Source organism: uncultured Bacteroides sp. (assembly GCF_958445495.1).
Lineage (GTDB): Bacteria > Bacteroidota > Bacteroidia > Bacteroidales > Bacteroidaceae > Bacteroides.
The window spans coordinates 16,656-31,415 of sequence record NZ_CAUCSQ010000001.1 but is presented as its reverse complement, the minus strand read 5'-3'; the positions used below and the strand labels follow the sequence as shown (position 1 = coordinate 31,415).

Below are 14,760 nucleotides of genomic sequence, written 5' to 3'. Positions count from 1 at the left end.
AGAAACACTGGTTTCCTCACCGAGGAACGACTCTTTTCTCACCGGGAAAGAGATTCATGGGTGAAAACGGGCCGATGCCTCTGTCAGGTGTCATCTTTTTTGGATAACGTGGAGTATTCCGGAAGTCAGCTTGTTCAGTTGTTGCGGGGTGATGATGAAAGGCGGCATCAGATATACCAGCTTGCCGAACGGACGTATCCAGATTCCTTCCTCCACGAACTGTTGTTGCATGCGTGCCATATCGACCGGGTGCTTCATCTCGATTACTCCGATTGCCCCCAATACACGCACGTCGGCTACTTCCGGAAATTCCCGTGCGGGAGCCAGTTCTTCCTGCAATTGGGCTTCGATTCGTTTTACTTTCTCTTGCCAGCCCGATTCGAGCAACAGGCGGACGGAAGCGCAGGCTACCGCGCAGGCAAGCGGGTTGCCCATAAAGGTGGGGCCGTGCATGAATGTGCCGGGAGCATGGTTGGAGATGGTATCTGCTATCCGGTTGCCGGTCAGTACGGCGGACAGTGTCATGTAACCTCCGGTCAATGCTTTGCCGATGCACATGATATCCGGTTCTGTTCCGGCATGTTCCCAGGCGAATAGTTTGCCTGTCCGTCCGAAACCGGTCGCTATTTCGTCGAAAATCAGAAGAACATGGTGTTGCCGGCACAGTTTTTCCGCTTCACGTAAATACTGGGGATGATAAAAACGCATTCCTCCCGCACCCTGGACGATTGGTTCGAGAATAAGGGCCGCCAGTTCTTCCGAGTGTTTTTCCAGTATTTCCCGCAACGGTTCGATGTCTTGAGGATTCCATTCGCCGTTGAAGCGTGACGAGGGAGACGGGACAAAGTAACGTATGGGAAGCGACGGTCCGAAAAGGCTGTGCATTCCCGTCACCGGGTCGCATACGGACATTGCGTTCCATGTGTCTCCGTGATATCCCGAACGGATAGTCACGAAGTTGTTTTTTTCCGGTTTTCCGGCGGCATACCAGTATTGGACCGCCATTTTCAATGCTACTTCTACGGCCACCGAACCGGAGTCGGCATAGAATATTTTCTGCATGGACGGCGGAACTAAAGGCAACAGCAATTTTCCCAGTTCGATGGCGGGGTCGTGGGTGAGCCCGCCGAACATCACATGGGACATTTTTTCCAGTTGTTCTTGGGCCGCCCGGTTCAGTACCGGGTGATTGTATCCGTGTACCGCACACCACCATGAAGACATGCCTTCGAGCAGGATACGCCCGTCTTCAAGCGTAATCGTGGCTCCGTCCGCCCGTTTTACCTTGTACACGGGCAACGGGTCGGTGGTGGAAGTGTACGGATGCCAAAGATGTTCCCGGTCGAACTGCGAGCTGGCGAAACAGTAGCCTTCTTGCAGAATCATTTGTTTGTCTTCCGAGACTTTGGAACCGAGTGTGGTAAGCAGGTCGCCTACGATGGCGGAATTGATTCCGATAAACAAGGATTTGTGCATGGCTGCGGAAGACAGTTGCGAGCGTCCTCCGGCAAAACGCAGGAAGGCGGTCGGGTTGATGAAACGGAACAGGGCGACGGTTCTCAGTATTTCTTCCTCGCTTAGCGGTTTCTCATTTTCCAGGGGAGTTCCGGGAATCGGGCTTAACAGGTTGACAGGGATGGATTGGACATTCAGTTTTTTCAGGGTGAATGCAAATTCGATGCGTTGTTCCATCGTTTCTCCCATGCCGATGATGCCTCCGCAACAAATGTCCATTCCTGCACGGCGTACGGCATTGAGGGTTGCCAGTTTCTGTTCTTGCGTATGGGTGGAACAGAGTGCGGGAAAATAAGAGGGGGCTGTTTCGAGGTTACAGTGGTAGCGGGTAATTCCGGCATCGTGTAACGCACGTAGTTCGTCTTCGTCAAGCAGTCCTAATGACGCGCAAAGTTGGATGGAGGAGTGTCGCCGGATGTGGCGGACGGTATCGCAAATCCGGGCAATTTGCCGGGGAGAGGGTTTTCGTCCGCTGGTGACGAGAGAGAAGCGGTTGATGTCCTGGCTTTCATTGTATCGGGCTTGCCTCAGGCATTCTTCGGGAGGGAGCAAATCATAGGTTTCGGCCTGGGTCTTGTAGTGGGCGGATTGTGCACACCATTTGCAGTTTTCCGGACATTTGCCGGACTTGGCGTTGATGATGGAACACATGTCGAATTCGCGGGAAGCGCATGCGACGGTAATTTCATGGGCGGCAGCGTAAAGTGCCTCGTTGTCGGCCGTATCGGCCAGCCAAGCTGCCTGGTCGGGCGATATGCCGACGCCGGCCAGTACCTGGTCTTTGATTTCTTGAAGTGTCATAAATGTATGATAAGGGATAGTAATTCTTGCATTCTGCTTGCGAAGGGCAATGTCTATTACATTGGTGTGCAGATGACCGATTTGAGATTCGCGTCCCATACTTGCGAAAGCGGCGTAACTCTTCCTGCCCCAGTACCGGAAGCGGGAAGGAAGGCTGTGCGTGATATGTATGCGGCGTTGTCTCTTCATTGTTTTTCGTTTTTATCCGATAAAAATGCGGGGCAAATGTACGAAGATTCTTCGGATAAGCAAGCGGGTTTCCGTTTTCCGTCGTTTTATGTCCCTATTTCTTTTTTCTGTATTCCTTACGTAAATGAAAGTTGAATCCCGCATATACCTGGAGAGTGCCGAATCCGTTGTCCAGGGAAAAATTGTTCCGGCGGTAGTTATAGTTTTTTCCTACGAATGAAGTGCCGATGAAGTATTTACCGTTGTTGTAGACAATGCCTGCACGAATCAGGAAGTCCAGGTTGAATTTGCTGTACCATTGTTTGCCTTCCTGAGTTTCCGCATCTACATCGGAGGCTTTATAGGCGATGGCGGGAGTGAGTGACAGGCACGCCAGGCAATTGCGCGCGAACACCCAGTTGTAGGCGTAACCGAAACTGATATTGGCGTTTGTGTATTTTATTCTGTTGACTTTCATGCCGGGATTCATTTTTTCCAAGATGTATGCGGGCAGTTCCGTATAATCGAAATCCAGCTTGTGCCTGGAGACGGAGAAACCGCCGATGAATGTGCCGGCGTTGCGGCGTTGGTTGGTAGACTGGCTGAAAGCGGCGGGGTAGGAAAATTTCCGGTTGTTGAATATGTAGTACAGGTTCAGCCCTTTGATGTCTACTTTCAGCCCGTTGAAATTTTCCGAGTAGCCGGAAGGCATCCCGTCATAAAATCCCCTGATTTTGTGTATCTTGTAATTGTCACCCGTGCGGCGGTAGAAAATGTCTACTCCCAGTTTGGAGCTGTAGAGGCTTAAATCGAATTCGGTTCCTTTGTTCTTGCGGCTGGTTTTCCGGCAGATATCGTCGATGTCTACGGACCATCCCAGAAAAATCCATCTCCAGCCGAAATATACTCCTATTTTGTGGTGGGGATTGGGAGAAAAGCTCAGCTTCTGCGGTTGGGGCAAATCGCTGGTGACGGAATAATATTCGAAATTACTGAAATGGGTAACCATCAGTGCGTAATTATACCGGTTGGGGCTGATGTAAAGTGTGTCGAAATCACTGAAATTCAGAAATTTCCTGATTGCTTTCTTGAAGCCGCCTGCCGGAACGGCTGTAACGGAATCCGTTTCCGGATGGTTGTCCGTAAAGTTGCCGCTCTTTTCAATCCGGGCTTGTAAAGAGAATGACAAGAATAGGAAAAAATATAGGACAGCCTGTTTCCTCATGTGGTTTTTTGTTATTCCGATAAACATTGTTTATTGTACGAAAGTACTGCCTTTCGTTGATTTATACTAACGATTCTCTAAAAAATATGGCTCTTCTTGAACAAATGACTTTTTGTATATGTTGGTTATGCCAAGCAAATAAATCTTAAGCCACAAAATTATGAGAATCTATCTGCATGTATTGTTCGTGTCTCTTTTGTTTTCCACGGGGAACATACGGTATGCGGAGGCGCAACAGGAAAAGCGCGTTACGGGTACGGTGGTTTCCGAAGGGGAACCTTTGCCCGGCGTATCGGTACAATTGAAAGGGGCTTCTTCAGGGACTATCACCGATATTGACGGCAAATATTCTTTGGAAGCGCCTGCAGACGGCATCATGATATTCCGTTTTGTCGGGATGCGGACGGTAGAGCAGCCGGTAAACGGCCGGAGCGTGATTGATGTTACTCTGGAACCGGAGAGCAAGGAACTGGAGGAGGTGATGGTGGTGGCGTATGCCACCGCGAAAAAATACAGTTTTACCGGAGCGGCTTCGACAATGAAGGCCGGTGAAATCGAGAAGTTGCAGACTTCCAGCATATCGCGCGTATTGGAGGGGACGGTGTCCGGAGTGCAGGCAAGCGCGGCAAGCGGCCAGCCGGGCACGGATGCTGAAATCCGTATCCGCGGCATCGGGTCTATCAATGCTTCCAGCGCTCCGCTTTATGTGGTGGACGGTGTTCCTTTTGACGGCAGCGTAAATTCCATCAATCCTGACGACATTTCTTCGATGACCGTATTGAAAGATGCGGCTTCTGCCGCCTTGTACGGTTCCCGCGGCGCGAATGGCGTAATCATCATCACGACTAAACAGGGAGAGCGGAATACCAAGGCGGCAGTGAAGGTGAAGGTTTCGTTCGGAGGTTCCGGCAGGGCAGTCCGTGATTATGACCGGGTCAGTACCGGCCAGTATTTTGAACTGTACTGGGAAGCGCTCCGTAACCAGTATGCCAAAAGTGCGGATTATACTCCGGCCTCTGCCGCCGCGCAGGCTTCCAGGGATTTGGTAACGAAGCTGATGGGAGGCGGCCCTAATCCTTACGGGGCGCAGTATCCGCAACCGGTCGGTACGGACGGGAAACTGGTAGCGGGCGCCCGTCCGTTATGGGATTCGGACTGGAGCGGCGCGATGGAGCAACAGGCGCTTCGCACGGAACTGAACCTGAGTGTCTCCGGAGGAGGAAAGGCCAATCAGTACTTTTTTTCAGCCGGCTACCTGAATGATAAGGGCATTGCGCTCGAATCCGGTTACCGGCGTTTCAATCTCCGTTCCAATATCACCAGTGAAATGACTTCCTGGCTGAAAGGCGGCATCAATCTGAGTTTTGCCCATTCCATGCAGAATTATCCCGTTTCTTCCGATTCGAAGACCAGCAACGTGATTACTGCGGGACGTACCATGCCGGGGTTTTACCCGATTTATGAAATGAATGCCGACGGCAGCTATAAACTGGACGAGAACGGCGACCGTATTTATGACTTCGGCTCTTACCGTCCTTCCGGCTCGATGGCGAACTGGAATTTGCCCGCGACTCTGCCTTCGGACAAATCGGAACGGATGAAAGATGAAGTTTCCGGACGTACGTTTCTGGAAGCCGGGATTATCGAGGGATTGAAGTTTAAGACGAGTTTTAATTTTGATTTGATAAACTACAATACGCTGGATTATACGAATCCGAAATTGGGTCCTGCCAAAGAGAACGGGGGTGGAACAAGCCGTATGAATACCCGTACTTTCTCTTGGACATGGAATAACATCGCTACGTATGATAAAACGGTGGGCGAACATCATTTCAATGTGCTTGCCGGTATGGAGGCGTATTCTTACCGTTATGACGAACTCACAGCGTCGCGTTCCAAGATGGCGCAACCCGATATGCCGGAATTGGTGGTCGGCTCGCAATTGACCGGAGGGTCGGGATATCGCATCGACTATGCGCTGGTCGGCTATCTGACTCAGGCGTTGTATGATTACCGGAACAAGTATTTCTTTTCGGCTTCTTATCGCCGTGACGGTTCTTCGCGTTTTGCGCCGGGAACCCGCTGGGGCAATTTCTGGTCGTTGGGGACTTCATGGCGTATCGACCGTGAGGAGTTTATGGCGCCTGCTTCCGGCTGGCTGTCGGCTTTGACTCTGAAAATGAGCTATGGTGCGCAGGGGAACGACAATCTGGGGACTTATTATGCAAGCAAGGGCTTGTATGCCATTGTCTCCAATCTGGGAGAAAACGCATTGGTGTCCGAGCGCATGGCGACTCCAGATTTGAAATGGGAAACAAACCTGAATTTTAACGCCGGCGTGGATTTTTCCTTGTTTAACAACCGTTTTTCCGGCTCGTTCGACTTCTTTACGCGCCGTTCGAAAGATTTGCTCTATTCGCGTCCGATAGCTCCTTCGCTGGGTTACAGCTCTATCGACGAGAATGTGGGGGCTTTGAAAAATACGGGTATCGAACTGGTGCTTGAGGGAACGGTAATCAACCGGAACGGTTGGGTGTGGAAACTGGGTATGAATCTCACTCACTATAAGAACAAGGTGACGGACCTTCCGTTGAAAGACATGCCGCAGAGCGGTGTGAACAAGCTTCAGGTCGGCCGTTCGGTCTATGATTTCTATATGAAGGAGTGGGCGGGGGTAGACCCGGAGAACGGAGACCCGTTATGGTATATGGACGAGGAGGATGCCGACCATAACCCGACGGGAAAACGTATCACGACGAATGATTATGCTTCGGCGGATTATTATTACGTCAACAAGTCGTCGCTTCCGAAGGTGTACGGCGGATTCAATACCTCCCTTTCCTGGAAAGGGTTCGACCTTTCCGCCGTTTTTGCTTACAGCGCCGGCGGATATATCTACAACCGCGATATAACTATGATTTTGCACAACGGCAGTTTGGAAGGCCGTGACTGGTCTACGGAAATCCTGAGACGCTGGACGCCGGAAAACCGGTACACCGATGTGCCTGCTTTAAGCACAACTTCCAATAACTGGAACTCGGCTTCCACGCGCTTCTTGCAGAATAATTCTTATATGCGGTTGAAAAACCTGACTCTCTCTTACAACTTGCCCGGACAATGGATTGGCAAATTGGCGTTGAACAGCGTGCAGGTATATGTGCAGGGGGATAACCTGTTTACCATTCACCGGAACCAGGGGTTAGACCCGGAACAGGGGATTACGGGAATTACTTATTACCGCTATCCGGCCATGCGCACCATTTCCGGAGGCATTAACGTCACTTTCTAAATTCAGGCTAAATGATGGGAAAAATAAAAATACAATCTATTCTGGCGGCGGTTGCCGCTCTCTTTCTGGCAACCGGTTGCGGCAGCGGCTTTTTGGATACGGACCCGACGGATGCGGTAAGTTCTGGGAAAGTGCCTGTACCCGAAAATGCGGAAGCGCTTGTGAACGGCGCCTGGTATAATCTCTTCGGTTATTCAAGTACGTATGCCAATATCGGCTACCGTGCACTCCAATGCCAGGACGATATGATGGCGGACGATGTGGTTTCCCGTCCGAAATACGGTTTTAATTCTTCGTATCAGTTTAACGATGTAGCCATACCTTCGAACAACAGGACGGAGTTTGCCTGGTATCTGATGTACAAGACGATAGATAATTGCAACGCCGCCGTTTCCATTCAAGGGGATTCGAAAGAACTCCGGCAGGCCTGGGGACAAGCATTGGCTTTGCGCGCTTTTTGTTACCTGCATCTGGTACAGCATTACCAGTTTACTTATTTGAAAGATAAGGATGCGCCGTGCGTTCCCGTATATACCGAGCCGAATACCGGTTCGACGGTTCCGAAGGGCAAATCGACGGTAGCGCAGGTTTACCAGCGTATCTTTGACGATTTGAATTCGGCGAAAGCCTATTTGAAAGATTATGTCCGGAGCGGCGATAACCAGAAGTTTAAACCGAATACGGCAGTCGTCAACGGGCTTTTGGCGCGTGCTTACCTGTTGACCGGCGAGTGGGGAAAGGCGGCGAAAGCTGCCGAAGATGCGCGCGAAGGCTATTCCCTGATGACGACTACTGCCGAATACGAGGGATTCAATACTGTTTCCAATAAAGAATGGATATGGGGATTTCCACAGATTCCTTCCCAGTCGGATGCCAGTTATAATTTCTATTATCTGGATGCGACATATGTAGGAGCTTACAGTAGTTTTATGGCCGACCCTCATTTGAAAGACACCTTTGTGGAAGGCGATATCCGTCTGCCTCTGTTTCAGTGGATGCGTGAAGGGTATCTGGGATATAAGAAATTCCACATGCGTGCGGACGATACGGCTGATTTGGTTTTGATGCGCGCGGCGGAAATGTACCTGATAGAGGCGGAGGCGAAAGTTCGCGACGGGGTGGCGCTGGAGCAGGCTGTCGTTCCGTTGAACGGTTTGCGCAATGCCCGCGGAGTGGCGGATTATGACGTGACGGGGAAGTCGCGGGAGGAGGTTATCGACGAGATTCTGATGGAACGCCGTCGCGAGCTTTGGGGAGAAGGGTTCGGCATTACCGACCTGCTTCGTACCCAGAAGGCTGTGGAGCGCACCGCTTTGTCTGAAGAGATGCAGAAGACAGAGGTAGACTGTTGGCAGGAGGATGGAAGTTTCGCCAGACGGAATCCTTTGGGGCATTGGTTCCTGAGGTTCCCGAACGGCAAACCGTTTACGGCGAACAGCACTTATTACCTGTACGCTGTTCCGCAGAAAGAAATAAACGCTAACCCTAATTTATAAATAGCTCTCTTAATTTTTTGACTTTGACCTTAATTGGCAGGCCGGCGTGCGTCGTGACGACGCGCGCCGGCTTTTGGGTTTCAGCTTACCTTTTGTTTTTTCAGATTAGGCAAAAAGAACGTGACTAATCCCAATAACGGCATATAGGCACACATGTTATATACGTATTCGATACTCGTTTTGTCCGCCAGGTTGCCGAGTACGGCCGATGCGACGCCTGCGACTCCGAAAGCGAATCCGAAGAACAGTCCCGATATCAGGCCGAGTTTGGTAGGGAGCAGTTCCTGGGCATAGAGCAGGATGGCGGGAAAAGCGGAAGACAGCATCAATCCTACGCAGAAGCTGAGGATTACGGTCCATACCAGGGTGGCGTGCGGCATCAGCAAGCTGAATGGGGCGGTTCCCAGGATGGAAGCCCAGATGACGTATTTCCGGCCGATACGGTCGCCGACGGGACCGCCAATCAGCGTTCCGATGGCAGTGGCTACCAGGAAGATGAACAGGTATAATTGCGATTCTTGTACGCTGACGTTGAATTTATGAATCAGGTAGAAAGTATAATAACTGGTGAGGCTCGCCATGTAGATGTATTTGGAGAAAATCAATATCAGTAGTATTGCGATGGAGAAGGCTGTCTTGTCCATCGGCAGGGGAAGACGGGCCGGTTTCCTGTCGCTGGCGGCCTGCACCTTCATCCGGTTGAGGTAGGATTTATACCATTTGCAAATCGGGTACATCACTCCGATAGCGGCTAAGGCCACAAATGCGAAAATGAGAAGGTGGCGTCTCCCGTACGGCGCTACTAACAGGGCGACCAGCAGGGGGCCTAACGAGCCTCCGAAGTTGCCGCCTACTTGGAAAAGCGACTGTGCCAGTCCGCGTTTTCCGCCCGATGCCAGGAAGGTGATGCGGGAAGCTTCCGGATGCAATACGGAAGAGCCGATTCCGATTAGGAATACGGACAGCAATATCCAACAGAGGTTTTCAGAGAATGCCAGATTGATTAGACCGGTCATTGTGAAACTCATCCCGATAGGCAGTGACCATGCGACGGGATACTTGTCGAAGATGATTCCGGTAATCGGTTGGAAAACGGAAGCCGAAAGCTGGTAAACTAACGTGATAAGGCCGATTTGGGCGAAAGTCAACCCTAAATCGTCCTTGAACAGCGGATAGGCGGCTGAAAGGACGGATTGTAAAAGGTCGTTGAGACAGTGTGAGAGGCTTAATGCGATTAAGATGGAAAATGTAATTTTTCCTGCGGGTTGTTCCTGATTTTGTACCATGATGCCTGTATCTTTTTGAAATGTTCCTGAAAAATCGGCTGCAAAGGTACGTAAACTTCTTGTTTCTCGATAGGTTTGCCGCAATTAATTAGGGATGGATATGAAAGTTGTGCCGGCGATTGTCAATTGTCGTTAATTCGGTTTCGGCAGACTGAACCATTCTTCGCAACTGCTGTTGTTTAAATAAAAAAGGAGTAGAATATGGGTTTTATTTGGTATATCATCATTGGTATCATAGCCGGATTCCTCGCAGGCAAGATTATGCGCGGCGGAGGTTTCGGGCTTATCATAAATTTGTTGTTGGGTATTCTCGGAGGAGTGTTGGGCGGATGGGTGTTCGCCCTTTTCGGACTGGCGGCTTCAGGATTGATAGGAAGTTTAATCACTTCTACGATAGGAGCTATTCTGGTGCTGTGGATTGCTTCTTTATTTTCGAAATCCGAATAGGTAGTTTATATAATTTTTAATCTAAAAAACTGAACTTAATTATGGAATGTAGACATGGTAGTTTCTGGATTGGACTTGGAATCGGTTCAATCTTTGGCGCGGTCGCTTATCGTCTTTCACGCACTGCGAAAGCCAGGCAGTTGGAAAGCAATATTTATGACGCTATCCATCGTATCGGCCACGACGCTAAGGTTACGGCGGCTCATGCTGAACAAAAAGCAATGAATCTGGGGCTTAAAGCTGTGGAGGCCGGAGCGGATATTGCGGATAAAGTGGCGGAGGAAGCCGATAAGGTAGCGGGAAAAGCAAAAGATAAGTGGGAAAAATAATGGACTTGTAATTGGTAATCGATTTGTATATGATTGATTACCAATTATTTTTTTAGGTTTACACCCGTTTTCCCTGAATGGACATACCGGTGTGTGTCCGCGCACATTTTTCTGTTTTTCCCTTCTTCCGTTCCCTTTTTCTGTATGATAAACAGTCTTTTTCTCTCATTCATGCCGGTTTTCCGAAACCTTTCTTGTTGTTTTTTCCTGTTTTTCTTATGTTTAACAACATGTGCCGGAATCTTTAATATGTGATAATTCGTTGATAATTAATCGGATAACCTTTGTATTATTTAGAGGTGTGTGCGCACACACTATTGTTTAATTCAATAATTCATTTTACTTTTGTCCGCGAAAAACAAAGTGCTTCTTGAGAATGGACAAGGAATCTTCAAATATCCGTATTGTAGATATCGCTAAGATGGCGGGTGTCTCTGTCGGCACGGTGGACCGGGTGATTCATGACCGCGGGCGGGTATCTGAGGAGAACAGGAAAAAGGTGCGGGCAATTCTGGATATGGTTCATTACCAACCGAATCTCATGGCGCGTTCATTGGCGTCTAAAAAACAGTATCATCTTTTTGCCGTCACTCCGTCTTTCGTGCAAGGGGAATATTGGGAAGCTATTTCGGAAGGTATCGATAAGGCGGCTGCCGAGATGGAATCTTACAATATAACGATTACGAAACTTTTCTTTGACCAGTATAACAATAAAACGTTTGACGATATAGTCCGCAATTTGCCGGATGAAAAGGCGGATGGGGTGTTGATAGCTACCTTGTTCACGGATTCCGTTATCCGGCTTTCGCAGGAGCTCGACCGGCATGGAATACCTTATGTTTATGTCGATTCCAATATTGAGGGACAACGCCAGTTGGCGTATTTCGGAACGGAATCCTATGATGCCGGAGTCATTGCCGCAAGGTTGCTGACGGACAGGATTTCTCCGGTTTCCGATATCCTGACGGCGCGGATTATCCACAACGGGAAAAATGATTCCAATCAAGGGAAGAATCGCAGGGAAGGGTTTTGCCATTATTTGAGGGAGACGGGATTTGCCGGCAACCTGCATGAAGTGGAATTGAAAATCAATGATTCGGTATATAATTTCGCCAGGCTGGATGAAATCTTTGAAGCAAATCCGGGTATCGAAGGGGCTGTCATTTTCAATTCCGCTTGTTACATTCTGGGGAATTATCTGAAAGCAAGGACAATGCGTCCGGTAAAGCTCGTGGGGTATGACCTTATCGGGAGAAACACCCGGTTGCTTTCGGAAGGCATAATAACGGCTTTGATTGCCCAGCGTCCTGAACGGCAAGGATATGAAGGTGTCCGGTCTTTATGCAACTATTTGCTTTTCAGGCAGAATCCGGAACAGGCGAACCTGATGCCGATAGATATCCTTCTTAAAGAGAACTTGAAATATTATCTGAATAATAAATTGTAAACACATAAATTTTTGGAAACGATGAATGAATTATTTAATGTAAAGGACAAAGTAGTTGTTATCACCGGTGGAGCCGGAATCTTGGGTAAGGGTATTGCTGCCTATCTGGCAAAAGAAGGCGCGAAAGTCGTTATACTCGACAGAAGCGAGGAAACGGGAAAAGCGTTGGCTGAGAGTATCAAGGCGGCAGGCAATGAGGCGATGTTCCTGTACACGGATGTCATGGACAAGGAAATCCTGGAAGGCAATAAAGCGGAAATCCTGAAAGCGTACGGCCGTATTGATGTCTTGCTGAATGCTGCCGGCGGTAATATGGCGGGTGCTACAATCGCGCCGGATAAGACTTTCTTCGATTTGCAGGTTGATGCTTTCAAAAAGGTGGTAGACCTTAACCTGTTCGGTACGGTATTGCCTACAATGGTATTTGCAGAGGTGATGGTGGGACAGAAAAAAGGGGCTATTGTTAACTTCTGTTCCGAATCCGCGCTCCGTCCGTTGACTCGCGTGGTGGGTTACGGTGCGGCGAAAGCGGCGATTGCGAACTTTACCAAGTATATGGCAGGTGAACTGGCATTGAAATTCGGTAACGGCCTGCGTGTAAACGCCATTGCTCCGGGATTCTTCCTGACCGAACAGAACCGTACGTTGCTGACGAATCCGGACGGTTCCCTGACCGACCGTTCGAAGACAATCCTCGCTCATACTCCGTTCAACCGTTTCGGTGAGCCGGAAGACCTTTATGGAACCATCCATTACCTGATTAGTGACGCTTCCAACTTCGTGACGGGTACGGTTGCGGTCATTGACGGCGGTTTCGATGCTTTCTCCATCTGATTCCGGGATGAGCCCGTATTATTTCAATCGTAATTAGTAATTTGTAAACTGTAATTATAACTATGTATTTATGTGAACAGACTTGGCGCTGGTATGGGCCTGATGACCCTGTCAGCTTGTGGGATATTAAACAGGCGGGTGCTACCGGTATAGTGAATGCGCTCCATCATATTCCGAACGGTGAAGTGTGGACCGTGGAGGAAATCATGAAGCGCAAGCAAATGATTGAAGAGGTAGGTTTGAAGTGGTCTGTAGTGGAGAGTGTGCCTGTACACGAACATATCAAGACGCAGACAGGCGATTTCATGAAGTATATCGAGAATTATAAGGAAAGTATCCGCAATCTGGCTAAGTGCGGCATTATGGTGGTTACTTACAACTTCATGCCTGTATTGGACTGGACGCGCACCGACCTTGCTTATACCATGCCCGACGGTTCCAAGGCGCTCCGTTTCGAGAAAGCGGCTTTCGTGGCTTTCGATCTTTTCATCCTGAAACGTCCGGGAGCGGAAAAAGAATATGCTCCGGAAGAGATAGCTAAGGCGAAGGCACGTTTCGAACAGATGAATGAAGATGACAAGAAGCTCCTGGTACGTAACATGATTGCCGGGCTTCCCGGTTCGGAAGAGAGCTTCACCGTGGAGCAATTCCAGGAGGCGTTGGACCGTTACAAGGATATCGATGCCGAGAAACTTCGTTCCAACTTGATTTTCTTCTTGAAGGAGATAGCTCCTGTGGCAGATGAAGTGGGGGTGAAGTTGGTGATTCATCCGGATGACCCTCCTTATACCATTTTGGGCTTGCCCCGTATTTTGAGTACGGAAGAGGATTTCAGAAAACTGATTGAAGCCGTGCCTAATGAATCCAACGGTCTTTGCCTGTGTACCGGTTCTTTCGGCGTACGTGCCGACAATGACCTTGCAGGCATGATGGAACGTTTCGGCGACCGTGTCAATTTTGTGCATCTGCGCAGTACGAAACGTGATGCGGAAGGGAATTTTTATGAGGCTAACCATCTGGAAGGGGATGTGGACATGTATAATGTAATGAAGAGCCTGGTTCTTCTGCAACAACGTCGTAAATGTTCCATCGCGATGCGTCCGGACCACGGCCATCAGATGATTGACGATTTGAAGAAGAAAACGAATCCGGGTTACTCCTGTCTGGGACGTCTCCGCGGGTTGGCGGAACTCCGCGGGCTGGAAATGGGTATTGCCAAGTCCATTCTCTAACCGGAATACATAGCGGTATCGTTCTATTGGAAACACTGCGGTTACAAGGGTGGCCGCAGTGTTTTTTATTGGTTCGGGGCAAGTTGCCGGGAAGCGGGCGGGTCGAATAAGTCTCCGGCGTGAGTGTCGGCATCGCTCTTTTTCGCTTTCTTTGGTTCGGGAATAATCCGTAAGGCTATGCTGGCGCAGGCTTCCGCATCAGCGAGTGCGTGGTGGTGGCGGGCCAACTCGTATCCGCACCGGGCGGCTACCGTGTGCAGTTGATGATTGGGCAGTTCTTTTCCGAATACTTTCCTTGAAGTGCGGCAGGTACAGTAGAATTTGTAGGAGGGGTAAGCCATTCCGTACAGTTCGTGAACCGCACGAAGGCAACCTTCGTCAAAAGGGCTGTTGTGGGCGACGAGCGGAAGGCCGTCTATCAACGGTTTGATTTCCGCCCATACTTCGGGAAAATCATCCGCTTCCGCCGTGTCTTCATAAGCCAGCCCGTGAATGGCTGTCGTCCACCGGGTATAATAGTTGGGAGCAGGACGAATCAGGCGATATATTTTATTGACAATCTTTCCTCCTCTCACAATGACGACGCCCACGCTGCACACGCTGGTACGTTTGCCGTTGGCTGTTTCAAAATCAATCGCTGCAAAGTTTTTCATCCGTCCCGTCTTTTTTGGATGCAAATGTATGAATTAGA

11 protein-coding genes are annotated in these 14,760 nt (G+C 49.6%); 7 read left to right on the top strand and 4 right to left on the bottom strand.

The features are described from left to right. Positions 1–90: 90 nt before the first annotated feature. Both bioA and Q5076_RS00125 read right to left on the bottom strand, forming a co-directional pair. Positions 91–2,505, bottom strand: coding sequence for an adenosylmethionine--8-amino-7-oxononanoate transaminase (gene bioA, locus Q5076_RS00130; protein ID WP_303010157.1), 2,415 nt, complete (start codon positions 2,503–2,505; stop codon positions 91–93). Between the two features lie 94 nt (positions 2,506–2,599). Continuing rightward, positions 2,600–3,709, bottom strand: a complete 1,110-nt coding sequence (locus Q5076_RS00125) for a DUF4421 domain-containing protein (protein WP_303010156.1) — start codon at positions 3,707–3,709, stop codon at positions 2,600–2,602. A 160-nt stretch (positions 3,710–3,869) separates the two neighbouring features. On the opposite strand from Q5076_RS00125, the gene Q5076_RS00120 reads away from it, so the two are divergent. Both Q5076_RS00120 and Q5076_RS00115 read left to right on the top strand, forming a co-directional pair. Beyond that, positions 3,870–6,998, top strand: a complete 3,129-nt coding sequence (locus Q5076_RS00120; protein WP_303010154.1) for a TonB-dependent receptor — start codon at positions 3,870–3,872, stop codon at positions 6,996–6,998. A gap of 14 nt (positions 6,999–7,012) precedes the next feature. Continuing rightward, on the top strand, positions 7,013–8,494 hold the full coding sequence (locus Q5076_RS00115) for a RagB/SusD family nutrient uptake outer membrane protein (RefSeq protein WP_303010352.1): 1,482 nt from the start codon (positions 7,013–7,015) through the stop codon (positions 8,492–8,494). 80 nt (positions 8,495–8,574) lie between these two features. On the opposite strand, the gene Q5076_RS00110 is transcribed toward Q5076_RS00115, so the two are convergent. Further along, a complete protein-coding gene (locus Q5076_RS00110) occupies positions 8,575–9,780 on the bottom strand; it encodes an MFS transporter (protein WP_303010152.1) in 1,206 nt (401 codons plus the stop codon). A 201-nt stretch (positions 9,781–9,981) separates the two neighbouring features. Here Q5076_RS00110 and Q5076_RS00105 point away from each other — a divergent pair, with 201 nt between their 5' ends. The 5 genes from Q5076_RS00105 (at position 9,982) to uxuA (ending at position 14,069) form a co-directional block, all read left to right on the top strand. Beyond that, positions 9,982–10,227, top strand: a complete 246-nt coding sequence (locus tag Q5076_RS00105; protein ID WP_303010151.1) for a GlsB/YeaQ/YmgE family stress response membrane protein — start codon at positions 9,982–9,984, stop codon at positions 10,225–10,227. 41 nt (positions 10,228–10,268) lie between these two features. Further along, positions 10,269–10,556, top strand: coding sequence for a YtxH domain-containing protein (locus Q5076_RS00100; protein WP_303010149.1), 288 nt, complete (start codon positions 10,269–10,271; stop codon positions 10,554–10,556). 376 nt (positions 10,557–10,932) lie between these two features. Next, positions 10,933–12,003, top strand: coding sequence for a substrate-binding domain-containing protein (locus Q5076_RS00095; RefSeq protein ID WP_303010148.1), 1,071 nt, complete (start codon positions 10,933–10,935; stop codon positions 12,001–12,003). A 21-nt stretch (positions 12,004–12,024) separates the two neighbouring features. Beyond that, entirely contained in the window at positions 12,025–12,837 is an 813-nt protein-coding gene (locus Q5076_RS00090; protein WP_303010147.1) for an SDR family oxidoreductase, read from the top strand. Between the two features lie 62 nt (positions 12,838–12,899). After that, positions 12,900–14,069, top strand: a complete 1,170-nt coding sequence (gene uxuA, locus Q5076_RS00085) for a mannonate dehydratase (protein ID WP_303010145.1) — start codon at positions 12,900–12,902, stop codon at positions 14,067–14,069. 65 nt (positions 14,070–14,134) lie between these two features. Here the strand turns inward: uxuA and Q5076_RS00080 are convergent, their stop codons facing one another. Next, a complete protein-coding gene (locus tag Q5076_RS00080; RefSeq protein WP_303010143.1) occupies positions 14,135–14,722 on the bottom strand; it encodes a 3'-5' exonuclease in 588 nt (195 codons plus the stop codon). Between the last annotated feature and the right edge of the window lie 38 nt (positions 14,723–14,760).

Excerpts from the sequence above, each read along its gene's own strand:
- bioA (WP_303010157.1), bottom strand. The coding sequence starts at position 2,505 with ATGAAGAGACAACGCCGCATACATATCACGCACAGCCTTCCTTCCCGC.
- Q5076_RS00125 (WP_303010156.1), bottom strand. The coding sequence starts at position 3,709 with ATGAGGAAACAGGCTGTCCTATATTTTTTCCTATTCTTGTCATTCTCT.
- Q5076_RS00120 (WP_303010154.1), top strand. The coding sequence starts at position 3,870 with ATGAGAATCTATCTGCATGTATTGTTCGTGTCTCTTTTGTTTTCCACG.
- Q5076_RS00115 (WP_303010352.1), top strand. The coding sequence starts at position 7,013 with ATGGGAAAAATAAAAATACAATCTATTCTGGCGGCGGTTGCCGCTCTC.
- Q5076_RS00110 (WP_303010152.1), bottom strand. The coding sequence starts at position 9,780 with ATGGTACAAAATCAGGAACAACCCGCAGGAAAAATTACATTTTCCATC.
- Q5076_RS00105 (WP_303010151.1), top strand. The coding sequence starts at position 9,982 with ATGGGTTTTATTTGGTATATCATCATTGGTATCATAGCCGGATTCCTC.
- Q5076_RS00100 (WP_303010149.1), top strand. The coding sequence starts at position 10,269 with ATGGAATGTAGACATGGTAGTTTCTGGATTGGACTTGGAATCGGTTCA.
- Q5076_RS00095 (WP_303010148.1), top strand. The coding sequence starts at position 10,933 with ATGGACAAGGAATCTTCAAATATCCGTATTGTAGATATCGCTAAGATG.
- Q5076_RS00090 (WP_303010147.1), top strand. The coding sequence starts at position 12,025 with ATGAATGAATTATTTAATGTAAAGGACAAAGTAGTTGTTATCACCGGT.
- uxuA (WP_303010145.1), top strand. The coding sequence starts at position 12,900 with ATGTATTTATGTGAACAGACTTGGCGCTGGTATGGGCCTGATGACCCT.
- Q5076_RS00080 (WP_303010143.1), bottom strand. The coding sequence starts at position 14,722 with ATGAAAAACTTTGCAGCGATTGATTTTGAAACAGCCAACGGCAAACGT.